Source organism: Ruegeria sp. AB11 (assembly GCF_056536325.1).
In genome coordinates this window covers 508,443-530,068 of sequence record NZ_JBQFJO010000001.1, presented here as the reverse complement: position 1 = coordinate 530,068, position 21,626 = coordinate 508,443, and the positions used below count along the sequence as shown (strand labels likewise).

At 51.6% G+C, this 21,626-nt stretch carries 20 protein-coding genes; 17 read left to right on the top strand and 3 right to left on the bottom strand.

Annotation, left to right across the window (positions count from 1 at the left end):
- Positions 1-193 precede the first annotated feature (193 nt).
- The 3 genes from ACR3EJ_RS02775 to ACR3EJ_RS02765 all read left to right on the top strand — a co-directional run bounded on the left by ACR3EJ_RS02775 (position 194) and on the right by ACR3EJ_RS02765 (position 3,131).
- Complete coding sequence (locus ACR3EJ_RS02775; RefSeq protein ID WP_170547521.1) at positions 194-1,756, top strand: arylsulfatase; 1,563 nt, start codon at positions 194-196, stop codon at positions 1,754-1,756.
- Between the two features lie 63 nt (positions 1,757-1,819).
- Positions 1,820-2,257: a DUF4345 domain-containing protein gene (locus ACR3EJ_RS02770; RefSeq protein WP_480422609.1), complete on the top strand. Its 438-nt coding sequence runs from the start codon at positions 1,820-1,822 to the stop codon at positions 2,255-2,257.
- The gene (locus ACR3EJ_RS02765) at positions 2,217-3,131 is read left to right on the top strand and encodes a DUF302 domain-containing protein (RefSeq protein ID WP_480422607.1); all 915 of its coding nucleotides are present in this window, start codon (positions 2,217-2,219) and stop codon (positions 3,129-3,131) included. The genes ACR3EJ_RS02770 and ACR3EJ_RS02765 overlap by 41 nt, the downstream gene beginning before the upstream one ends.
- 372 nt (positions 3,132-3,503) lie before the next feature.
- Here ACR3EJ_RS02765 and ACR3EJ_RS02760 read toward each other — a convergent pair whose 3' ends face one another.
- The gene (locus ACR3EJ_RS02760; RefSeq protein ID WP_480422605.1) at positions 3,504-4,922 is read right to left on the bottom strand and encodes an alkaline phosphatase family protein; all 1,419 of its coding nucleotides are present in this window, start codon (positions 4,920-4,922) and stop codon (positions 3,504-3,506) included.
- Positions 4,923-5,192: 270 nt separating this feature from the next.
- Between ACR3EJ_RS02760 and ACR3EJ_RS02755 the strand changes: the two genes are divergently transcribed.
- Genes ACR3EJ_RS02755 through ACR3EJ_RS02745 form a run of 3 tightly spaced genes read left to right on the top strand, consistent with a single transcriptional unit; the run spans position 5,193 to position 10,009 of the window.
- Positions 5,193-6,188, top strand: a complete 996-nt coding sequence (locus ACR3EJ_RS02755; RefSeq protein ID WP_170547646.1) for an HlyD family secretion protein — start codon at positions 5,193-5,195, stop codon at positions 6,186-6,188.
- Positions 6,185-8,884: a ribosome-associated ATPase/putative transporter RbbA gene (gene rbbA, locus ACR3EJ_RS02750; protein ID WP_170547648.1), complete on the top strand. Its 2,700-nt coding sequence runs from the start codon at positions 6,185-6,187 to the stop codon at positions 8,882-8,884. Before ACR3EJ_RS02755 ends, rbbA begins: the two co-directional genes overlap by 4 nt.
- A complete protein-coding gene (locus ACR3EJ_RS02745) occupies positions 8,885-10,009 on the top strand; it encodes an ABC transporter permease (protein ID WP_170547651.1) in 1,125 nt (374 codons plus the stop codon).
- A 339-nt stretch (positions 10,010-10,348) separates the two neighbouring features.
- Here ACR3EJ_RS02745 and ACR3EJ_RS02740 read toward each other — a convergent pair whose 3' ends face one another.
- Positions 10,349-10,969, bottom strand: a complete 621-nt coding sequence (locus tag ACR3EJ_RS02740; protein WP_480422602.1) for a cysteine hydrolase family protein — start codon at positions 10,967-10,969, stop codon at positions 10,349-10,351.
- A gap of 286 nt (positions 10,970-11,255) precedes the next feature.
- On the opposite strand from ACR3EJ_RS02740, the gene ACR3EJ_RS02735 reads away from it, so the two are divergent.
- From ACR3EJ_RS02735 to ACR3EJ_RS02725, 3 genes are all read left to right on the top strand, one after another.
- Positions 11,256-11,741 carry a GNAT family N-acetyltransferase gene (locus ACR3EJ_RS02735; protein ID WP_170547397.1) on the top strand — a complete coding sequence of 162 codons (486 nt, stop codon included), beginning with the start codon at positions 11,256-11,258 and terminating at the stop codon, positions 11,739-11,741.
- A gap of 637 nt (positions 11,742-12,378) precedes the next feature.
- Complete coding sequence (locus ACR3EJ_RS02730) at positions 12,379-14,268, top strand: SLC13 family permease (RefSeq protein WP_170547399.1); 1,890 nt, start codon at positions 12,379-12,381, stop codon at positions 14,266-14,268.
- Positions 14,269-14,522: 254 nt separating this feature from the next.
- Positions 14,523-15,443 (top strand): haloalkane dehalogenase, encoded by a 921-nt coding sequence (locus tag ACR3EJ_RS02725; RefSeq protein ID WP_170547401.1) that lies wholly within the window; start codon positions 14,523-14,525, stop codon positions 15,441-15,443.
- Positions 15,444-15,460: 17 nt separating this feature from the next.
- Here the strand turns inward: ACR3EJ_RS02725 and ACR3EJ_RS02720 are convergent, their stop codons facing one another.
- The gene (locus ACR3EJ_RS02720) at positions 15,461-16,348 is read right to left on the bottom strand and encodes a LysR family transcriptional regulator (RefSeq protein WP_170547403.1); all 888 of its coding nucleotides are present in this window, start codon (positions 16,346-16,348) and stop codon (positions 15,461-15,463) included.
- Positions 16,349-16,452: 104 nt separating this feature from the next.
- Between ACR3EJ_RS02720 and ACR3EJ_RS02715 the strand changes: the two genes are divergently transcribed.
- The 8 genes from ACR3EJ_RS02715 to ACR3EJ_RS02680 all read left to right on the top strand — a co-directional run bounded on the left by ACR3EJ_RS02715 (position 16,453) and on the right by ACR3EJ_RS02680 (position 21,607).
- A complete protein-coding gene (locus ACR3EJ_RS02715) occupies positions 16,453-16,743 on the top strand; it encodes a putative quinol monooxygenase (RefSeq protein WP_170547405.1) in 291 nt (96 codons plus the stop codon).
- 26 nt (positions 16,744-16,769) lie between these two features.
- On the top strand, positions 16,770-17,783 hold the full coding sequence (locus ACR3EJ_RS02710) for a zinc-binding alcohol dehydrogenase family protein (RefSeq protein WP_170547407.1): 1,014 nt from the start codon (positions 16,770-16,772) through the stop codon (positions 17,781-17,783).
- On the top strand, positions 17,784-18,023 hold the full coding sequence (locus ACR3EJ_RS02705; RefSeq protein ID WP_480422599.1) for a VOC family protein: 240 nt from the start codon (positions 17,784-17,786) through the stop codon (positions 18,021-18,023). It begins immediately after the preceding gene.
- Positions 18,024-18,252: 229 nt separating this feature from the next.
- Positions 18,253-18,636 (top strand): nuclear transport factor 2 family protein, encoded by a 384-nt coding sequence (locus ACR3EJ_RS02700; RefSeq protein ID WP_170547409.1) that lies wholly within the window; start codon positions 18,253-18,255, stop codon positions 18,634-18,636.
- A 137-nt stretch (positions 18,637-18,773) separates the two neighbouring features.
- A complete protein-coding gene (locus tag ACR3EJ_RS02695) occupies positions 18,774-19,277 on the top strand; it encodes an aggregation factor core (RefSeq protein WP_170547411.1) in 504 nt (167 codons plus the stop codon).
- Positions 19,278-19,290: 13 nt separating this feature from the next.
- Positions 19,291-19,743, top strand: a complete 453-nt coding sequence (locus tag ACR3EJ_RS02690; RefSeq protein ID WP_170547414.1) for a TspO/MBR family protein — start codon at positions 19,291-19,293, stop codon at positions 19,741-19,743.
- A gap of 65 nt (positions 19,744-19,808) precedes the next feature.
- The gene (locus ACR3EJ_RS02685; protein WP_480422596.1) at positions 19,809-20,309 is read left to right on the top strand and encodes a CIA30 family protein; all 501 of its coding nucleotides are present in this window, start codon (positions 19,809-19,811) and stop codon (positions 20,307-20,309) included.
- Between the two features lie 125 nt (positions 20,310-20,434).
- On the top strand, positions 20,435-21,607 hold the full coding sequence (locus ACR3EJ_RS02680) for an adenylate/guanylate cyclase domain-containing protein (protein WP_170547418.1): 1,173 nt from the start codon (positions 20,435-20,437) through the stop codon (positions 21,605-21,607).
- Positions 21,608-21,626 lie beyond the last annotated feature (19 nt).

The following is a 21,626-nucleotide window of genomic DNA, read 5'->3' as shown; positions in this document are numbered from 1 at the left end:
ATTTTCGAACCGTGAATCACGCAGCCAAGCGGAAATCAATGGGTCCTGACCCTAATGACCGCACTGCAGACTTTGCGGCCGAAGACATTTCTTGCACCAAGGTGCTGTGCCCAAAAAGTTAACAAATTAGACTGTTCCTCCAAGCCGATGTTTTTCCTATCGTTGGTGAGAAATTGCGTGTCGGGAGGTCTTAATGAACAAGCTTATCTCAGTAGCGGGTGCGGTCTGCTTTGCTTTCACTGGAGCTTGGGCCGACGAGCATGCCCCGCCCAACATTCTTGTCATCATGGCAGACGACGTGGGCTGGGCGAGCGTCGGCGTTTACCACGGAGGTGTCAAAAGCATCGAGACGCCGAACTTGGATCGCCTCTCATCTGAGGGCGCTCGTCTCACAGATTATTATGCCGAGCCAAGTTGTACTGCTGGTCGATCAGCTTTCATGACTGGACAATTGCCCATTAGGACGGGGATGCACACTGTAGGGCTTCCGGGCGATCCAATAGGTTTAAACCCAGATGACCCAACGCTTCCGATGTTCCTGAAAAAGTTGGGGTATACGACGGGGCAGTTCGGAAAAAACCACCTAGGCGACCTCAATGAGTTCCTACCGACTACAAAAGGTTTCGACGAGTATTGGGGCTGGCTGTATCACTTGAATGCTATGGAATATACGTCTGATCCGGATTGGCCAGACGACCCAGAGTTCAATGCGCAATTTGCGCCTCGCAACATCATTCATTCTTTTGCAACAGAAGAAGAAGACGAAACGGTCGACCCGCGATTTGGAAAAGTCGGGAAGCAGCGCATCATTGATGACGGGCCTGCGCCTCCGGAGCGCCAAAAGACTTTGGATGACGAAGTGACATCTTACACGAAGGACTTCATTTCCCGTGCAGTAGAGTCGGACACTCCGTTTTTTGTCTGGATGGCTCCTGCCCGTGCACACGTCTGGACCCATCTCAGCCCCGAATACGAAGCTATGTTGGGCAATGGGCGCGGACTTCAGGATGTTGTCATGAAGGAGTTGGACAACAACGTTGGTAACGTTCTCAGCCACCTTGAGGATCTGGGAGTTGCCGATAATACCATAGTGATGTTCACCGCCGACAATGGCCCGGAAACACTGACGTGGCCTGATGGTGGTACGACACCGTTTCATGGGGAAAAGGGTACTACCTGGGAAGGTGGCTTTAGAGTTCCTGCGATTATTCGCTGGCCGGGCAAAATTCCTGAAGGTCAAGTCTTGAACGGCATCTTCAGCGGAATGGACTGGATGCCAACATTTGTAGCTGCGGCTGGAGGTCCGACAGATCTAAGAGAAAAGCTCCTAGAGGGATATGAAGGCTATAAAGTGCATCTCGATGGCTACAACCAACTATCTTACCTGACAGGTGAGGATAAAGAGAGCAATCGCCGCGAGCTGATTTACTATCAGGGTACGGACCTCCAAGCAGTACGCTACAACGATTGGAAAGCGCATTTTGTCGTTCAAAACCATGGCTGGTCAGGCCCGAAGGAAGAGTTGGTCGCCCCCTTGCTTTTCAACCTTCGCCGCGATCCTTATGAGAAAGCTGCGGATGAAAGCGGGATGTACGTCCGCTGGATGGGCGAGAAAATGTGGGCATTCGGTCCAGCCGCCCGTCTAGTGCAGGCACATCTCGCTACCTTCGAGGAGTTCCCTCCGCGCGGGAAGCCGGTCGCCAATCAAGACCATGTTGAGGAACAAACATCAACCGAAGGCGGCATCTCTCAGTAGAAGAAGCGAGGCATTCAATATGCTTTTCTGACAGTGGCGTGGGCATCCGGCTCGGATCATCGGATGCCCCAAAAACCGATTGGTAATTATGCAAAAAAGCAAAACCTCTACCAGAAGGAGTCCTCCATGAGTGCTAGATTAGTCCTTTTGCTTGCTGCCGTCGGGCTCGTGCCAATTGCGTTATCATACGGTCTGATGCCAGGCAGTTCGATCCCAGTTTTGCTGGCATTTCCGGTGGAAGGGACGAACCAAACCCACGTGTTCCGAGCGATTATGGGTCTTTACCTGGCAAACGCGTTGTTTTGGTTGGCGGCCGCTTCGAAACCAGAATTACAACGCCCCGCGCTGTGGGTTCTATTTTTGTTTATGTCGGGACTGGCCGTTGGACGCATACTAAGCATTCTTATCGATGGAGTTCCGAACGGGATACTTCTCTTTTTTCTTGCAGCCGAGATAGCTTTTGCAGCTCTGGCGGCGGTTTCTCTTAAAAACGTACGATGAAACAGGAAGTGGTAAAATGCTGAGGTTTTTCTTCGTTCTCTCGTTGGTTGCGACTTCATCTGTGTCAACATCCGCTCAGGCACAATCGTCATCCGTCCAGACTGCGGTGGACGAAAACTTCTTAGCGCTTGAGACTGTCGTTGCCGAAGCGGGAGTTACTCCAATCGCATCGATAGATCACTCGCGACTGGCCAAAGCCGAAGGCGTAGAAATGCCAGCGTCTCGTGTACTCATTTTTTCTGATCCTGAGATAAACACGCCAATTCTGGAAGAGACCGTGCGAGCAGGTCTGGACCTTCCTTTTCGCGTACTTTCCTTCGATCAGGATGGTAGCCCACAGATCGCTTACACAGACTCTCAATTTCTCAAAGTCCGGCATGGGCTCACGGACGCTTCTTCGTTGAGTGCGTTTCAGAGCAAGATGCTCGAAGTTCTAAACGACTTGGATGCAACACCAGCGCCGACCAACGGGTTGTTTACCGACTACGGGATCATCGAGCTGCGATCTCAGCTCAGCGTACCAGAGGCAGTCGAACGTCTCAGGACAGCCGTGATGGGGCAGGACGATACTGTCTGGTTTGGAGAAATCGATTTTGCGACCGAAGCTTCCCAACTGGGGGTGGCGCTACCGGATACGGTTCTCTTGCTGTTCGGCGGACCAGCACCCGGTGGCGTGGCAATGGCGGGCTTTCCAGCAATTGGTTTGGATGCCTTTTGCCAAAAACTACTGGTTTATGCGAATGAAGAGGGCGGCTCCGTAGTCATTTTCAATGACATCGCTGCCTTGGCGGAGTTGCACTACGGTTCTTCAGCCGAACCTCACCACGGTTTGAACAAACGGCTTACCGCAACATTTCAAAAAGCAATTGAGTAGCCGCTGTTAGGAAAACGCAATAGAAACCCTATGCCGTCGTGGTCTGGCCTAGCTTGCTTCAATATCAGGACTCGCGCTTCACAGCGGTCTAATCCAAGACTTCTTGTAACACTTCACCGCTCGCACCATTGGGACGCGCCGTGCTCAATAATGCAGACAGTGTGGATGCGAGAGCAGTCGTACAAACACGGCGTGCGACCCGTTGCGGTTTTAAGTTCGGTCCAGCGAAGATAATCGGCACATGTGTGTCACCGCGCCACGGTGACCCGTGGGTGGATGTGACGGACAGACCATCGAAGTCTGCGATGAACCAGCCGGGTTTGAAGACTACGTATATGTTCCCGGATCGGGTCGGATGATAGTTGTTGCGGATCAGGCGCATGATGTCGGTATCGGGCAGGAGGTTTGCTTCGATAGCCGTACTGGGGACGGCGAATGCCACATCGGGAAAGGATAGAAGCTCTTCTGCAATAGCTGACTCCAGCGTGGGTAAATCAATATCACGGCGAGCCAATACTTCGGGGGCGATATTGAGATAGGGGTGATTATAACCTCAAGCAATTTCCCGGTGATCCCAAACCGCTCCCTAAGGCTGGCTATCTGTTCCGTCGGGTCCCATGTGTCCGGAGCAACAAGGCCAGTTTGGATGCCAACACTCTCCAAATAGCCCGGCGCATCGGTGGTGCCGTGGTCCGCCGATAGAACGATCAAAACGTTTTCCAGCCCAATCCGTTCGTCGATAAACACGAAGAGATTCATGAGAGTCTGATCGAGGCGGTATATCGTGTCCTCGGCTTCAAGACTGGAGGGGCCAAACACATGGTTGACGTAATCCACGGACGAGAAGCTAATCGCCAGATAATCCGTTACCGCGTCTTGCCCGATATCCTCGGCATCAATCAATCGTTTGGCAAATTGCGCCGTCAGATCGTCGCCAGCGGGACTAAGCGTTAAAAAGGTCGTAAAGTAGGGATTTTCTAGCGGGTCAAACCCATTTTGCATCGAAGAATAGCGATGAGGAAAGGTTATGCCGAACCCGGCGACATCCGTCTCCCATGGCTGGTTGTCACGGTCGCCAAAGAGATAGGCTTCCTTTGGGTGCATCAATTCCCAAGAGGTTCCTTCAAAGGAGGCACTCGGCGATGCGTCATTCCAGACAGAAACCCAATCAGGGTATTTGTCGTAATAATACGAGCTTGTGACGAAACGATTTGCGGCTTTCGAGAACCAGAAGGCTTTGCCGCTTTGTCCCGCCATTGTAATAGCCCCACGGTCTTTGATTGAAACTCCAAAGACCTTGGCCGCTCCAGCAGTGGAAGCGTTTAATTCGTCCGAAAGCGTCGTAACAAGCATAGCGCGTGGTGACCGCCCATCTGTGCCAGCTGCCGCCTGTGTTGGGTCAATTTCAATATCGTCATTGACGCCAGCGCCATCTCCAAGAAGCGGAGCGGTGCTGTCTTCAACGTTGTAAACAACGCGGTCCAAGGTTCTGTCGAACCATATGTTTCCGATCATCCCGTGCACTGCCGGTGTTGCCCCGGTCGCCAATGTGGCGTGCCCGACAACAGTCTCTGTATTGGCATGGCAATGATGGGCGTCCACATAGTGTACACCGTTTTCAAGTAAATTCTTAAGGCCACCCTCCCCAAGATTCTCAAAGTAACGTGTCGGCAGATCGCCCCGCAACGCGTCAACGGTCAGCTGCAAAACAAGACGAGGAGGTTCTTGCGCATACGCAGGAGCGATTGCAGCCAACCACAAAGAAAAACAAGCTCTCAGTGATTTGGTCATAATGCTTCCTTTCGCTGTATTGCGCAGCAGGTCTGTCGCGACCGCAATTGCGTGCTAGAACAACCCTCTTCAATACCAAACTTATAGCAAAAACGCTTCACGTCTACTTCTTACGACCTATCGCGAAATAGCCTGCAACACCCAAACCGGTGTTCATCCAAACAATTGCTTGGAACAGAGGTGCCCGGATCGGTTTTGATCCAAAACAAGGCTTTGAGTCTTTTGAGACACTAAACTCTGCGCCAGAAACCCTGTTTCAGGTGAAACGCTATGACCAAAAACCTATCGGTTTTTCTTATTTTGGCTGGTTTAGTAATTGCTGGTGCGTTGCTGTATGTCGTTGTTGCCGAGGATGGCAATGAATTACCGGTTGGATTTGTGAAAGGAAACGGGCGGGTTGAAGCGGAACAAGTCGAAATAGCACCAACTAATGCAGGTCGGGTTGCGACGGTAACGGCAACAGAGGGCAGTATGGTTGCAGCTGGTCAAATCCTGGCCGAAATGGACATAGACGAGCTATCTGCGGCCCTGGACCGGGCTAAAGCCGAAGTAGCCTTGGCAAATCAGACAAGGGCCGAAGCAGAAGCGCTCGTTGTGCAACGCGAAAGCGAACAGCGCAGGGCCGAGCAAGAGCTTGATCGTGCCACGGCGTTGCTGGCAGGTCAAAATATCTCCAAAACTATTTTTGAAGATCGCGATACCACTCATAAGGTTGCTACAGCAGTATTGGGCGCCGCCAAAGCCCGAGTTGCAACCGCAGAAAGCCGTATTGCTGCCGCTGAGGCGGAAGTACGCAGGATCGAAGCACAGATTGAAGACAGCGCTTTAGTGGCACCTTTGCCCGGCCGCGTGCTTTACCGGCTTGCAGAACCCGGAGAGGTCGTTGGCGCAGGCGAACCAATCCTGACTATTCTTGGCCTTGAGAATGTTTACATGGAAGTTTTTCTTCCGGCGCGTGAAGCCGGACTTTTGCCCATTGGAGCTGAGGCTCGCATCGTGCTCGACGCTTTGCCGGAATATGCGATACCTGCATACGTGAGCTTTGTTTCTCCCGAGGCACAATTCACCCCTAAACAGGTCGAGACCTTGGATGAGCGAGAGCAACTGGTTTTTCGCGTTCGCGTCCGTATCCCAATAGACTTGGTCGAAAGTCGGATTGAGCACGTCAAAACCGGTCTGCGCGGTGTCGCGGTGATCCGGCTGAACCCAGCCGCTGCTTGGCCTGAGGCGCTTGAACAACGCATCCCAGAAGAGCTGTTCGAATGAGAGTAGAGGATGACGCCTGCGATATTCACATTTCAGGTGTTACGCACCGTTATCGCAAGCATGTTGCATTGGATTCTGTTTCGTTGGAACTACCAGGCGGCCAGCTTGTTGGCTTTATCGGGCCGGATGGGGTGGGAAAGTCTACACTGCTTGGTTTGATCACCGGCGCAAAGAAACTGCAATCCGGCAATATCGACGTTTTAGGCGGCCCGATTGGCAATTCTGGCCATCGACACAGCATTTGCCCAGCCATCGCTTTCATGCCGCAAGGGTTGGGTCGAAACCTGTATCCGGAGCTGTCTGTACGCGAGAACCTCGAGTTCTTCTCAGGTCTCTTTGCTCAAGGGCATTCAGAGCGGGACGAACGTATCGCAGCGCTATTGGCTGCGACAGGGCTTGCGCAGTTTGAAGACCGTCTGATGGGCAAGCTCTCGGGTGGGATGAAGCAAAAACTAGGTCTTTGCTGTGCGTTAATCCATGACCCCAAACTTTTGGTTTTGGACGAGCCAACGACCGGGGTCGACCCGTTGTCGCGTCGGCAGTTCTGGGCTTTGATTGATGCAATCCGAGAAAAAAACCCTGAATTGTCGGTATTGGTTTCAACGGCGTACATGGAAGAAGCCGACGGTTTTGACCGGATTGTCGCGATGGACGCGGGTCAAGTCATCTTTCAGGGGAAGCCCGCTGAATTGAAAGGGCGTGATGTCGACCTCGAAATTGCATATCGGCGTCTGAGAGCACGGGAGTTGCCCGTCGAACCGGCGCGGAAAAAAGAGAAGAATGAACAGATAGAAGCTAGCCCAGTGATAGTTGCGCGTGGACTTACACGACGCTTTGGTGATTTCACGGCCGTAGACAACGTCGACTTCACAATCAATCGCGGAGAGATATTCGGGTTTCTAGGATCAAACGGTTGCGGCAAGTCCACGACAATGAAGATGTTGACTGGCTTGTTACCTTCCAGCTCAGGTGAAGCTCTGCTGTTTGGCAACCCTGTCGATGCATATGACCGAAAAATGAGGCGTGAAATAGGCTACATGAGCCAGGCCTTTTCCTTGTATGGCGAGTTGTCGGTCCATCAGAACCTACAATTGCATGCGCGGATATTTGCAATTGCCGACCGAGAACAACGTGTTTCGGAACTCACTGAGCGCTTTGGGCTCGAGGAGCACCGTCATACGTTGGCGACGGCACTGCCCCTGGGGATCAAACAGCGACTGTCGCTAGCCGTAGCCGTGATCCACCGTCCGCGAGTGCTAATACTCGACGAACCAACATCCGGTGTGGATCCAGAGGCGCGCGATTCCTTCTGGGACTTGCTGATTGAGCTCTCTCGAAATGAGTCGGTTACGATCTTTGTGTCCACTCATTTCATGGGTGAGGCGGAACGCTGTGATCGCGTTTCTTTTATGCATGCTGGTAGAGTTCTAGCGGAAGGTACTCCGGCTGAACTGATCGCTGTTGAAGGGGCGGAAAACCTTGAAGACGCCTTCATTTCGATATTGGAAGCAGCAGAAAAACCAGTCTCTGTTGTCGCGCCAGAGGTGGGTTTTAGGACCAAATCCCACGCCGGGGGAGGAGCGTTTTCTCGTGTATTGGCATATGCGCGGCGCGAAACCGTTGAAGTAGCTCGCGACCCGGTGCGTTTGGCTTTCGCGTTTCTGGGTTCCGCTATTCTAATGTTAGTATTTTGCTTCGGCATAACGCTGGATATAGATGAACTTGAATTCGCGGTACTTGACCTTTCTCAGGGGCCGGAGAGTCGTGCTTATGCGGCTGAATTCGCCGGATCGTCTTATTTTAAAGCCACATCGCCGCTGCAAAGCGCCAGCGAAGGGCGCGACCGTCTAGTAGCAGGTGAGGTCTCTCTGGTTGTTGAGTTGCCACCTGACTTTGACCGAAAGATGAGTACGGGTGAACCGACCCAGATACTTGCGACTGTGGACGGTGCTATCCCATTTAAGGGTGAGACGGTTGAAGGCTATGTTTCCGGACTGCACCAATCATTTCTCGCGGAATATGCCCTTAACAACGGCAAAAGCCAGATAGATATCGCCAGGATCGAACCCCGGTTTCGCTATAATCAGAGCTTTGAAAGCATCGCCGCGATGGCTCCGGCAATGCCTGCTATCCTATTGATTATGCTGCCAGCTGTTTTGACTGCCGTAAGCGTAGCAAGGGAACGAGAGCTGGGGTCAGTTGTCAATTTCTACGTGACACCAACCACGCGGCTTGAATTTCTAATTGGCAAACAAATTCCGTACATTTTGATCGCCTACGCAAATTTTCTGCTTTTGGCCGGAATGACCGTTTTTCTTTTCGGGGTGCCGTTAAAAGGAAATCCTTTCCCTTTGGCTGTTGGTGCCCTTCTTTACGTTTGGGCAACAACCTCCTACGGGTTGTTGATCGCTACAATGACATCCAGTCAGGTGGCCGCCACATTTGCAACTGCCATCGCCTCAGTTGTCCCAACAATCCAGTTCTCAGGTCTGTTGCAACCTGTTTCAACGCTCGAAGGAGGCGCACAAGTGGTGGGCTCTCTTTGGCCTTCCTCATATTTCCTACACCTGAACGTTGGTGCCTTCACTAAAGGTTTGGGTTGGGAGGCCCTTGCGCCAGACATTCTGGCCCTCGCCTGCTTCGGACCAGTTCTGACACTGATCGCAGCCCTATGTCTTCGGGCGCAGGAGAAGTGAATGCAGCGCTTCTACTGCATATTCTGGCTAGGCTTGAAGGAAGTGATGAGCCTGCGCCGTGATTGGGTGATGATGGCATTGTTGGTTTGGTCTTTTACGCTGGCCCCGATCATGGAAGCAACGGGAGTGGCAAGCTCTGTAAACAACGCCTCGATAGCGTTTGCGGATGAAGACGACTCGCCACTTTCTCGAGCACTTGCCACAGCGTTTTTCCCACCAGAGTTCCAACCGGTCGTCCAAATCGAACCCGGAAAAGGACCTGCGTACATGGATGCTGGGCGCTTTATTTTCGTTGTGGCTGTGCCCCCCGGATTCGAAAAGGATCTGCGCGCAGGGCGCCGTCCGGAGATTCAAGTTCTTATTGACGCAACCGCCATGGAACAGGCCGGTATTGGTGCAAACTACATCACCAGTATCTTGAGCGCTGAAATACATCGCTATGCAATTGGTATCGATCTAGTAGATGCTCCCTCAATCAGTGTCATTCTAAGAAGCGCCTTCAACCCAAACAGAGACACCGTACGTTTTGCTGGTATCGTTGCCTTGATTGGCCAGATCATGTGGCTCACAACTATTTTGACCGGAGCTGCGATGATCAGAGAACGAGAGCACGGGACTATTGAACATCTCCTTGCCATGCCGCTTGCTCCTTTTGACATTGCCATTGCCAAAATTTGGGCGAATGCAGCAGTGGTTTTGGTTGCCGCTGGTCTTTCACTAACCTTTGTGATGCAGGGTTCTTTGGGCATCAGTATCGCTGGATCCAAGATGTTGTTTTTGGTTGGCACGGCGTTGTTTCTTTTTACTGCGACGGCGCTTGGGGTGTTTCTGGCAACCATTGCACGCTCTATGGCGCAGTTCGCGCTTCTGGTCATGTTGATTGTGCTGCCAATGCTAATGCTGTCAGGTGGAGAGACCCCAATTGAAGGTCAGCCGGCGTGGTTGCAGGCAGGTACTTTGGTTTTGCCGTCACGCCATTACATGTCAGCAAGTCAGGCTATTGTTTTCAAAGGCGCTGGTATTGAGACTGTCTGGCCGGAATTCGTTTGGATGACGTTGTTAGGAGTCGCTTTCTTACTAATGAGCCTACGGCTTTTTCGGCGTTCTCTTGCGCAGATCAGCTAGCTCTTTAATCCGTTGGCAGTAACAGATTGGAGCGATAGCTGATCTGCCTCTGAAGTCAGTTTGGAAATCTGCTGGGCAGAAGTCAGGGCATCAGCGTCTGTCTGAGCGTTAGCTTCAATATCTCTAGTCCTGTTCGCATTATTCGCGCTGACGGCTGGATTGCGATGCAATAGAGGTTTTCAAGGGCTTTAGTCGCAAACTCAAAGGTTTGTATTGAAAGTGTCGATACCTTCTGCATCAAATGGGCAAGTCCAAGGCGTTCAAGCGACAAAAACCTCTGCCCGTTTCCGCACCCAAAAAACTGTGCACCCCAACGGGCACAAACGTTTCGATTGCAACTTAGAGCGACGTAATCGCACTGATTACTACTTCTCGGCTCTGAACAGCGCCAGTTTGTAGATATTCCATTGCTTTGAGAGCAGCTTCATGGGCTTGGACAGATGACCCGCCAACGCAGTCCTCTACAACGCGGCAGAAGTAGTCTGATTGGTGGCCATCGACAAATGTGTAGTGCACACAAACATCCGTCAAACCGCCGCACAATAAGAGTGTGTCTACTTTTAAACCGCGCAGCAGGATTTCGAAATCGGTGCCAAAAAATGCAGAATACCGTCGCTTCGGTACGATGTAGTCACCTTCGCGATATCCCATCTCATCTTTTGCAACTTCCGTTCTTGGATCACCTTCGAGACAGTGTATGTCTTCGTCACCATCCAGTTCACGGCCGAAGTCTATCCTATCGGGACGATGGACTTCTTGGATGAAAATGACTGGAACATTGTAATCATGTGCGGCATCAACCAAATCACGCGCAGCGATCATGCGTTCTTTGTAGCCCGGCATGTTGTCGATGGAGCGTACTTCGCTGTCATCAATAAACGTGCTCTTTTGAATGTCGATTATGATTAGGGCAGGTCTACCCTCGATCAGTTTCCTGGCTTGTTTGGTTTTAGTTGTCATGTTCGACCTCTAATTTGCCAGGTCGTCCTGAAAAAAACGCCCTTGCTTGGCCGGGTCGTCCCAGCGGGCAGATCAGTTTTACTAGATGTGCTAGTGAGTACGGTCAAGGGTGCGCGGCGTCGTTGTGTAATGAAAAGCATGTGTTCGCGCCTAGGGCAACATTGTCCGCAATGCTGCCGCGAGGGGTATGTGCAGAGAAAGTCTGCGCCGAGCGCAGATTGAACAATGGTGCGAGCAAAACCGACGGCGGCTATACAACTTGACCTATCGTTCATAGTGTAAATGCATGAGCCGAATTCGAAACGCCCAACCCTCTGATGCAATTCGATGCTTTGAGATCGAGACTGATGCCTATGAAGGCGACGAAGCGGCTACCCTCGAAAAGATAGCAAAGAGAATCGAGGTCTATTCCGATGGTTTCCTTGTTTTTGAGGTCGAAGGCGAGATCGTCGGCTTTGTGAATTGCGGATGTGCATACAACGTCGAAATGTCTGACGAGGAATTCAAAGAACTTGCTGGGCATGACCCCGACGCGCCAAATGTCGTTATTATGTCTGTCGTCGTGGATCCGGAGCATCAAGGAAAAGGCCTATCGCGGGCATTGATGACTGAATTCGTCGGCCGCATGAGGAAAATGGGTAAATCCGCGATCTACCTTATGTGCAAAGAGCATCACGTCCCGCTTTATCAGAGATTTGGGTACAACTATCTTCGTCCATCAACCTCTGATCATGGAGGAATGACCTGGCACGAAATGTCTATGCAACTTTGAACCGTTGTTTGGTTGAGCCACGGTGAGTGTACATGCAAGGCCGACCGAGCCACGCTACATTGAACGGGATCTGCCGCGACCTCGCAATTGAGTTGTGTTGTTCGGTTTTGGGTTGAATTATACCATTCAGAATGCACGTTTGATTGAGTTTTGATGCGTTAAAGTTGATCGAATTACGCTACGACAATCGAAGTTTGAGCGAGTATAGTGAACCGTGCAAACTTATGGGCAAATGCTGCGCAAAATTATGGGCGAAGGCCCCCAGATTTTCTGAATAAAATCAGTGTTAGGTATGCAGCGTTATGCGCGCACCTACAATCAGTTAGTTGCGGATTTCATAAAACCTTCCCGACTCGGCAAGCAAAACTGACTGAATATGAATGAAGACGACACGGCAAACTAATATGTTTATAATCTTGCAATACTGAAAGTTCGTTTCGGATTGCGGTGTCTAAGTGAAGCCTATGGGTTTGTCATCAGCGTCTCTTTTAGTTGGCTGATTCCAGAATTCAGCAGATACCATATACAAGAAACCGAGCCGCTTGAGGCGGTCTGATGGATTTTGGCCTTATCTGCCGCGCAGAGTTGGTCCTTCGTATTTGCAGGTTGTCAGGTAACGTCAGGTTGGGAGCGCGATATGGAATTACCAGCACTGACGTACGAAATGATAGCCGTATTGAGTCTATTGTCTTTTACGGTCTTACTTTTTGTTACCGAGATTATACGGATCGATGTCGCAGCAATTCTTGTAATGGTGCTGCTTGGCGCACTGAGCTATCTACCGGGGCTAGGTAATCTTGCCGATGTCTCCAGGCTCTTTGAAGGTTTTTCCTCGAACGCTGTGATGTCCATCATCGCAGTTATGGTAATTGGGGCTGGGCTTGATAAGACCGGACTTATGTCAAAGGTTGCGGCCTTGATCCTCAAGAATGGAGGCACGACTGAGGCCCGGATTATCCCAATCATTTCAACAACGGTTGGCGTCATCAGCTCCTTCATGCAGAACGTCGGAGCTGCTGCGCTTTTTCTGCCTGTTGTCAGCCGCATCTCAGCACGTACAGAAATCCCGATGAGTAGATTGCTGATGCCTATGGGGTTTTGCGCGATACTGGGTGGTACGATTACATTGGTCGGGTCATCGCCCCTGATCCTGTTGAATGACCTGATTGTTTCAGCAAACTCATCCCTTCCGGCTGACCAACAAATGGAGACATTTGGGTTGTTTTCAGTCACGCCTATCGGTGTGATGCTCGTGCTGACAGGGGTGCTTTACTTTGTGCTCTTTGGTCGTTGGGTCCTTCCGGCGCAGCGGGAGCGTGGAGAAGACGCAAGCTCGGCTCGGTCCATGCAGGCCTATGTCGAAAACACATACGGACTTAGGGCCGATATGTTCGAGATACGTGTTCCTGAAGGCTCGATCATCATAGGGCAAACGCTTGCAGATCTAATGGTCGCCCATAACATGTACATTCTTGGCACATCCTATCGCGGCCACAAGGTCATCGCGCCGATGGCTGATACCAAGATCGAAGCCCCGGCGCGGCTCGCAGTGCTTGGCCTGCGTCGGGTGGTTGAGCATCAATTCGCTGAGCCCTACGGCTTGGAGATCCTGCCCCAACTAGATGTCTTTGCGGATGATTTCGCTGCGACGCAATCGGGAGTGGCCGAGGTTGTTATTCCTCCCGGTTCTTCAGTGATCGGCCAGACTCCGATTGATTTGCGTCTTCGTCAAACGCATGGTTTGTCTTTGTTGGCCATTCAGCGTGGCGAAGAAACACTAAGCCACGTTGAGACCGAGGATCATTCAGCCACGCATATCGGGCAAGTCCCTTTGCAGGCCGGTGATACGTGTGTGGTTCATGTGCAGTGGAACCGTCTGACACGACTGAAGTCGGACAGGGATTTTGTCGTCGTAACTTCAGATTTTCCCCAGGAAGAGTTACGGCCACACAAGGTCGGATGGGCGCTCGCCTTCTTCCTAATAGCGTTGAGCTTAATTCTATTCTCTGATCTGCGCTTGTCATTGTGCCTGTTGATCGGCGCTATTGGGATGGTGTTGAGCCGTGTGCTCTCGATTGACGAAGCCTACGAGTCGATAAGTTGGAGTACTGTTTTTCTACTCGCTTCACTGATCCCGCTAGGTCAGGCGGTTCAGAACACCGGCACTGCGGATTGGATTGCAGCGCATGTGTTGGCCCTTCTGAAGGGGTGGCCGATCTGGTCTTTGCAAGCAGGGATCGCCGTTTTGGCAACGGCGTTCACGCTGGTCATGTCCAATGTAGGCGCAACTGTCCTGCTGGTGCCACTAGCAGTTTCTATTGCCGTATCCGCGGGTGGCAATCCGGCTGTGTTTGCTCTCACGGTGGCAATATCAACGTCCAACTCATTTTTGATCCCAACACACCAAGTGAACGCGTTGATCATGGGCCCGGCAGGCTACCGGGTGGTCGATTTCGTTCGCTCAGGTGGAATCATGACTCTCCTTTTCTTGGTTGTCTCAATGAGCGGACTTGCGCTCTTCTTCTGATGCGCTTCTTGGCGATCCGCATTGATGAACTCTGCTTCAGCTCAGGAGAACTGGCAAGATGAGGTCTTTGAGACCAATCCTTTTGTTGGAGCAGAAGATCCGAGATCTATACAAATGGACCTTCGCTGCGAGCAACAGAAGAAGGGCGGCGAACAAATGCAAACCTGACGTCGACATACGCTGGTACTGGACCGTCTTTGTTTTATCGATCACTGTTGCTTGGCCAATACCTTCGGCATATTGGAGAGTTCACAATGAAGTTCCTTCGAACACCTGACCATCGGTTTGACGGGTTGCCAGATTTCGCATTCGGCCCGAATTATCTTGATGTGGATGATACCGAAGGCGGTCGTCTCCGAATGCACTATTTGGACGAGGGACCGGAACAGGCACCGCCCGTATTGTTGATGCATGGAGAGCCAACCTGGTGCTTCCTGTATCGGCACATGATTCCGTTATTCAAAGATGCGGGCCATCGAGTTCTGGCTCCTGATTTGATTGGGTTTGGACGGTCGGACAAGCCAACCGAGCGGTTCGATTACACCTACCAACGCCATGTAGACTGGATGTCCGAGTGGTTGCGGAAAGTTGACCTAACGGGCATCACATTGGTTTGTCAGGACTGGGGCGGTCTAATAGGCTTGCGGCTGGTTGCGAGTATGCCCGAGCGTTTCTCTCGTGTAGTTGTGGCGAACACGGCCTTGCCCACCGGTGACGTGCCTTTGGGGGAAGCATTTCTTTCATGGCGGGAATATTCACAATCCGTGCCTGAATTTAATTCGGGCCGTATTGTATTCGGCGGTACAACATCGAAGATTTCCGATGAAGAGGTCGCAGCCTATAACGCACCGTTTCCGGATGCGCGCTATCTGACAGGCGCTCGAGAGTTTCCAATGTTGGTGCCCGATACAGCTGATAATCCAGCTTCTGAAGCCAACCGAGCCGCATGGGAAACCCTCAAGACCCTAAACACCCCGTTTCTGACTGTTTTTGGAGAAGATGACAGGGTCATGGCGGGGGAAGACAAACTGTTCCAAAAGTCGATCCCTGGGGCAGTTGGTCAAAACCATGCCGTTGTGCCTAAAGCGGGGCATTTCATTCAAGAAGATACTGGCACAGAGCTGGCACAGGCGACTTTGAAATTCATTGAGCAAACACAGCTGCTGTCAGATTAGTGACTTCCCCTGCGGCTTTAACTCACACCAAATTTGCGACGCAAATGCTCAGCTAAGGCCGTTATGCGACGTGGTTGGGCTCGGCTCGGCGGAAACATCATTTGCAAAGGTTTCGGCGGTGGAAGGAAATCGCGCAAGACAGAAATAAGTCTGCCAGATCGAACATCGTCGCCGACATCCAGCTCGGACTTCAGTACGACCCCATGGCCTGCAATCGCCCAATCGCGGATGAGTGAACCATCATTGACTATTCGGTTTCCTTTTACCGATACCCGCTGGGCATTTGGTCCTGATCCAAACTCCCAAACGTTGTCGATCATGTCGCCAAACCTCATGACCAAGCAGTTGTGGTTTAACAGATCTTCTGGTTTTTCGGGCGTTCCGAATGAGGCCAGGTAACTTGGGGACGCACATACGAAGCGTAGGTAGCTTCCTAGATTTCGCAACCTGAGCGAGCTGTCCGTGATGTTGCCGAAGCGAACTGCGAGGTCAAAACCCTGGCCTACGAGGTCGACGTAGCCGTCTGAGAGGGACAGTTCGATTGAGACGGCTGGGTTCTCTTCGGTGAATTCGGCAATAACTTCGGAGACAAAGCTCCGCCCCAAATCGATAGGCGCGCTTATGCGAATTGGACCAGATAGAGTTTCGGCACCATGCCGAACAAGTGTGTCCAAGTCCGCAACCTCACCGAGTACACTTTTTGCACCGTCGGCTAGTACCCGGCCTTCTTCAGTCAGGCTGATGGAACGGGTGGTTCGGTTGAATAAAACCACTCCGTAATGTGCCTCGAGAGACGCGAGCCGCTCGGACACTGTCGTGCTCGACATCCCTGTCTCCCGCGCCGCGGCCACAAGGCTTCCTTTCTCGGCTATAGTGAGAAACAAGCGAAGATTGTCTAAAAACATTAAACGGAATTTCCGGATTATATGTTCGATCTCGCCCTGTTTATCCCGAAAGGACTGCGGCGTAAACTTGGCACATCGCTCTAGAACACAAGGGACCTATTCCAATGGCCAAGCTGACAATCGTCGCCAACATCAAAGCCAACCCCGACAAGATTGACCTCGTAAAGGCCGAGCTGACCAAGCTCATCGACATAACCCGATCCGAAGAGGGTTGCATTAACTACGACCTGCACCAGGACAACGACAACCCGGCTCATTTCGTGTTCTACGAAAACTGGGAAAGCCGAGAGCTTTGGCAAACCCACATGGGTGCTCAGCACCTTGCGGCTTATCTGGAAGCAACAGAGGGCGCCGTTGCAGAATTCACGTTGAATGAGATGACAGTCATCGGTTGATAGAGAACCGGACAAAGGAGCACGTTATGAAAGCCGTGGGATACCCTGAGACAGGGTCGATTGATCGGGCGGACGCCTTAATCGACTTCGAGGCCGACAAACCTACGCCGAAAGGGCACGACTTGTTGGTGAAGGTGCAGGCCGTGTCAGTGAACCCAGTCGATACGAAAATTCGTCAAAAACGTGCTCCTGTAGGTCCAGCACCTGATATTCTGGGGTGGGACGCAGTAGGGATCGTCGAAGCAGTTGGCGAAACGGTTGAGACTTTCAGTCCGGGAGATACAGTTTGGTATGCCGGGGCAATAAACCGACCGGGAACCAATGCCGAGTTTCATCTGGTAGATGAACGTATCGTCGGGTCAGCGCCAAAATCCATACCTGCAAAAGCAGCCGCGGCGATGCCGCTAACGACACTTACTGCCTTTGAGATGCTGTTCGACCGCTTGCGAGTTCAAGATGCCGTTTCCGGCGGGACCAATACGTTGCTGGTTATTGGTGGCGCAGGCGGTGTCGGGTCAATCACCATTCAATTGGCGCGGGCTCTTACTGACTTGACGGTGATTGCCACTGCGTCCCGACCCGAGACACAAGACTGGGTTCGAGAGCTTGGCGCACACCATGTCATCAACCATGCGGAACCTTTTGGCTCACAACTCGAGGCTCTCGGTATCGACAGCGTGGATTTCATTTATTCGACAAACCATTCCCAGCTTTATGCTTCCCAAGCTGGAGAGGTGATGACACCTCAAGGTCGCTTTGGGTTGATCGATGACCCTGAGACCTTCGACATCGCGCCGTTCAAACCCAAATCGATCTCATTGCATTGGGAGTTCATGTACACTCGGTCGCTTTTTGGGACTGGAGATATGAACCGTCAAAGCGAAATCCTGAATCAGGTCGCCGGGTTGATAGATGACGGAAAGATCAGATCCACAGCAACCGATACACTTGGTACAATCAATGCTGCAAACTTAATGAAAGCGCATGCTATCCTCGAAAGCGGCAAGGCCAAAGGAAAGCTCGTGCTTGAGGGGTTTTAGATGAGAATTGAGCGGCTGGATCATGTGAACATCGTGACGACCAGGTTGCCTGAGATGGTTGCTTGGTATGAAGAGGTCCTGGGTTTGATACCTGGGCCCCGCCCTGATTTTCCGTTCCCCGGAGCTTGGTTATACGCGGGTGATGACGCCGTGGTCCACCTTGTGGGTCATGAGGGAACGCCAAATGTCGGCTCCGAAGTGAAGCTCAAGCTCGAGTCAGATCAAGTACCGCAAAACTGACGTCCCGGGCGCTCGAATGGTCCAAATCCATGTTGCCGATCCTGATGGAAATCATATTCATATAGACTTCGAAGAAGTCGAGTAAGGGACAAACCCTCGAAATAGTCTGAACGCAAAATCACGCGCGTAACCTCTTGCCGATTAGTGATTGAGATCTTTGCCAGGTTGCTTCCAAGAATTACGCGGACCAACGTTTTTGGGCGGCACAAACGTCGATTAGGAGATCAGCATGCCGGACCTCGGAACAAACAAGAAAAACGTCATAGCTTTCTACGAAATGATGTTCAACGAGTGTCGACCTGCCGAGGCCATAGCAACCTTTGTTGGTGATACCTATACGCAGCACAACCCGCATGTTGGCGACGGCAAGCAAGCCTTTGTCGAGTACTTCGAGCGCATGGCCGCCGAATACCCGGGAAAGCGTGTGGACATCAAACGTGCCTTTGCTGAAGACGATCACGTTATTCTGCATTGCCATCAAATCTGGCCCGATGGTCTAGAGTACGCAGGGATCGATATTTTTCGCCTAGATGTCGACGGGAAGGTTGTCGAACACTGGGACGTTCTTCAGGAAGTTCCAGCAAACAGCGAGAATGGCAATGGCATGTTTTGACTTCGCCGTTCTGACTGCGGAGTCATTGAACTTCGAAAGCTCCTGTCTGCTAAACCACTATAGTCAAAGTGTATTAGTCTGATCCAAGAAACCCGCCGACGCGTATTTATCAAGAACCGTTTAGTTAGGAGATAAATATGTTCTCGAAGAGTATTCTTGCGGCAACCCTTGGATTATTTGCAGCTACTTCGCTTCAAGCTGGTGTACAAATTCGCTTTATAGAAGGCGCACCCAAGGACCGTTTTGTTTTGACAAATGTCGGAGCTTGCGAAGTACAAGCCTCGACTCTCAAAATTGACTTGTCGCAATCTGCCGGGCGTCTGATTTTCGACGTTACCGAAAAAGGCGCGGGTGTAGAGGTCTTCCAACCTCTCGAATTTGTTGAGGGTGCGGATGCTCTGCGTCAAATTCCAGCGGTCGTGGATGGGCAAGATACAATTGAACTTGAAATCGCCTCCCTCGCAGCCGGGGACAGGTTAGCTTTTACCATCGATGTAGACGACACCATTGGGCAACGCGAAATCACTGTAACGGGGTCGGAGATCGAAGGTGCCACGGTGTCATATACCGATGCCGATGAGATCAGTACTGCGACCTTCTCTTCCGAAGCGCTTGTCAACGTGACGACCAAGGATTGCTGAAAGCTATCCCACAATGTCGAATTGGATGGTCCGCATAGCATTTCTTGCGCTCGTGTTGGGAGGCGGCATCCTGATTGGAATATTGACCGCGCCCGGGGATTGGTATGCGCAGCTTTCTAAACCTGCTTTCAATCCACCAAATTGGATTTTTGGGCCGGTTTGGTCGGTGCTTTATGTCTTGATCGCTATGGCGGGTTGGCGCCAGTTAGAAACAGACCGAAGTGCGACCGCCATGAAGCTGTGGTGGGCACAGATGGGGCTGAACCTTTTGTGGTCCCCGACCTTTTTCGTACTGCAACTGCCGTGGGTTGCCCTTTTGGTCATTGTCGCGTTGTTGGCTGTCATCGTGATGTTCATCACTCAGGTTAGGAATTCAGACCCCGTCTCCGCACTTTCTTTCCTGCTGTACTTTGTATGGGTTGCATTTGCCACGGCGCTGAACCTTTCCATTGCGATACTGAACTGAGAAGGAACAATATGGGTGCCAACTTCATTGGGCTTGTTTCTGGTCTTGTTATCATCGGATGCACAATGGCTCAGGCTGATGAAAAATTAACCGAAGACTTCTCCAAGTCTCCAGAGACGCGTTGGGACTACGTTGCCGACACCGTCATGGGAGGAGTTTCCTCAGGACAAGTGCAGTTTCGTTCGGAAGGTGATGTTGCATTCGCGCGGCTGACCGGAACCGTCAGTACGGAAAACAACGGCGGCTTCATCCAGTTCCGGCGCAAGTTGTCTGATCGACCAGATGAGGGTGTATCAGGCGTCAGGCTATTGGTACGGGGGAACGGTGAGCAATATTTCGTTCACCTCAGAACACGCGGCACGGTGCTTCCGTGGCAATACTATCAGGCCGCTTTCGCAACTTCTGACGAATGGACCGAAGTTCACTTGCCTTTGTCAGGTTTCAAGGCTTCTGGTGCCATATTGCGCGCTATTCCCGTTGCTGACGAAATTACCTCAGTTGGAGTTGTAGCCTTCGGGCGCGATCATGAGGCCAGCGTAGATGTCAGCGAGATTGGTTTCTACTGAAGGTCGCCTGGGCGCAGCGCTCCAATCTTCTTTGAACCAGCCAGATCAGGCGACTCAAAAGAAGCAAGCGACGTTGCCAATCCAATAGTCTTTGCTCATCGTTTCCATGCGACTAACTTGGGTCCATGGAAGAAGTCACTCGACTAACCGAATGGATGATCACAGAAGGTCGTCGCTCTGGCGATCCTGTAAAAGTGGTGTCACAGTTTTGTTCCTCCTTGGTCGAAGCCGGAGTTCCGCTTTGGCGAGTAAACATTGGCCAACGCTTTGCCAATCCATTGCTTATTGCTTGGGGTGTGGTTTGGACTCCCAACGGCACCGACAGCTACGATGTCACCCATGAGACGACATTGACCGATGGTTATGTTGGGAGCTCATTTGAGTATATTCTGGCGAATAGAAAGCCGCTTCACAAAAGTCTCCAGCAACTGGACTCAGAAACAGAGCATTCATCCTATTTGGAGTTTGCAGAGCAAGGCGGCACCGACTACTACGCTACTTTGCTTTATTACGGTGATGGATCGCTGCATGGTTGTACGTTCGTTACACAGGCGCCGGATGGATTCTCGCCGGAACATTTAAGGCTGATTGAAGCGGTCTTACCGGCCCTTTCTTCCGCTTTGGAACCTGTGACGATGCGAAAATCGTCTAAAGGTCTACTTCGAACCTATTTAGGAGATGGCCCTTCTGAGGCAGTCTGGAGCGGCAACATCAAGCGCGGTGAGCGAACAACTCTGGATGCCGTGGTTATGTTCTCTGATCTGCGAGGCTTTACGGCACTTTCCGAAACCTCTACGGAAGAAGAAGTCTTCGACACGCTCAGCGACTATTTTGATCTGTTGGTCAACGCCGTGGAAGACAACGGTGGAGACGTCCTCAAGTTCATGGGTGATGGCATTCTGTCGATCTTCACTATTGAAGCTCAAAAAAACCATGCCGACCGTTGCAGAATGGCGGCTCTTGCAGCGCAGAGTGTGCTGAGTGGTTTGAAAGCTCTCAACACTAGACGAGACGAGTTCCAAAAACCGCCCTTGGATATTGGAATTGGGATCAACGTTGGGCAGGTCAGCTACGGTAACATCGGCAGCCCCGGCAGGCTTGATTTTACAGTTCTGGGCGGTGCGGTGAACGTCGCAAGCCGAGTTGAAAGCTTAACAAAATCAATTGGTCAGAGAGTGTTGGCGACGTCAGCCGTTGCAAGTGCTGCACCGAACATGTTCTTTAGCTGTGGGGATCACGAAATACGTGGCCTTGCTCAACCCATTGAGCTGTTCTTTCTCACTGAAGGGGCGCAATAATCTAGGTATAGTTTTCTAA

Bases quoted from the DNA above. Each gene is read 5' to 3' on its own strand.
- ACR3EJ_RS02715 (WP_170547405.1), top strand. From the start codon at position 16,453: ATGGCCAAGCTGACAATCGTCGCCAACATCAAAGCCAACCCCGACAAG.
- ACR3EJ_RS02725 (WP_170547401.1), top strand. From the start codon at position 14,523: ATGAAGTTCCTTCGAACACCTGACCATCGGTTTGACGGGTTGCCAGAT.
- ACR3EJ_RS02705 (WP_480422599.1), top strand. From the start codon at position 17,784: ATGAGAATTGAGCGGCTGGATCATGTGAACATCGTGACGACCAGGTTG.
- ACR3EJ_RS02760 (WP_480422605.1), bottom strand. From the start codon at position 4,922: ATGACCAAATCACTGAGAGCTTGTTTTTCTTTGTGGTTGGCTGCAATC.
- ACR3EJ_RS02685 (WP_480422596.1), top strand. From the start codon at position 19,809: ATGGCTCAGGCTGATGAAAAATTAACCGAAGACTTCTCCAAGTCTCCA.
- ACR3EJ_RS02755 (WP_170547646.1), top strand. From the start codon at position 5,193: ATGACCAAAAACCTATCGGTTTTTCTTATTTTGGCTGGTTTAGTAATT.
- ACR3EJ_RS02745 (WP_170547651.1), top strand. From the start codon at position 8,885: ATGCAGCGCTTCTACTGCATATTCTGGCTAGGCTTGAAGGAAGTGATG.
- ACR3EJ_RS02730 (WP_170547399.1), top strand. From the start codon at position 12,379: ATGGAATTACCAGCACTGACGTACGAAATGATAGCCGTATTGAGTCTA.
- ACR3EJ_RS02735 (WP_170547397.1), top strand. From the start codon at position 11,256: ATGAGCCGAATTCGAAACGCCCAACCCTCTGATGCAATTCGATGCTTT.
- ACR3EJ_RS02700 (WP_170547409.1), top strand. From the start codon at position 18,253: ATGCCGGACCTCGGAACAAACAAGAAAAACGTCATAGCTTTCTACGAA.
- ACR3EJ_RS02770 (WP_480422609.1), top strand. From the start codon at position 1,820: ATGCCCCAAAAACCGATTGGTAATTATGCAAAAAAGCAAAACCTCTAC.
- ACR3EJ_RS02720 (WP_170547403.1), bottom strand. From the start codon at position 16,348: ATGTTTTTAGACAATCTTCGCTTGTTTCTCACTATAGCCGAGAAAGGA.
- ACR3EJ_RS02710 (WP_170547407.1), top strand. From the start codon at position 16,770: ATGAAAGCCGTGGGATACCCTGAGACAGGGTCGATTGATCGGGCGGAC.
- rbbA (WP_170547648.1), top strand. From the start codon at position 6,185: ATGAGAGTAGAGGATGACGCCTGCGATATTCACATTTCAGGTGTTACG.
- ACR3EJ_RS02740 (WP_480422602.1), bottom strand. From the start codon at position 10,969: ATGACAACTAAAACCAAACAAGCCAGGAAACTGATCGAGGGTAGACCT.
- ACR3EJ_RS02775 (WP_170547521.1), top strand. From the start codon at position 194: ATGAACAAGCTTATCTCAGTAGCGGGTGCGGTCTGCTTTGCTTTCACT.
- ACR3EJ_RS02690 (WP_170547414.1), top strand. From the start codon at position 19,291: ATGTCGAATTGGATGGTCCGCATAGCATTTCTTGCGCTCGTGTTGGGA.
- ACR3EJ_RS02680 (WP_170547418.1), top strand. From the start codon at position 20,435: ATGGAAGAAGTCACTCGACTAACCGAATGGATGATCACAGAAGGTCGT.
- ACR3EJ_RS02695 (WP_170547411.1), top strand. From the start codon at position 18,774: ATGTTCTCGAAGAGTATTCTTGCGGCAACCCTTGGATTATTTGCAGCT.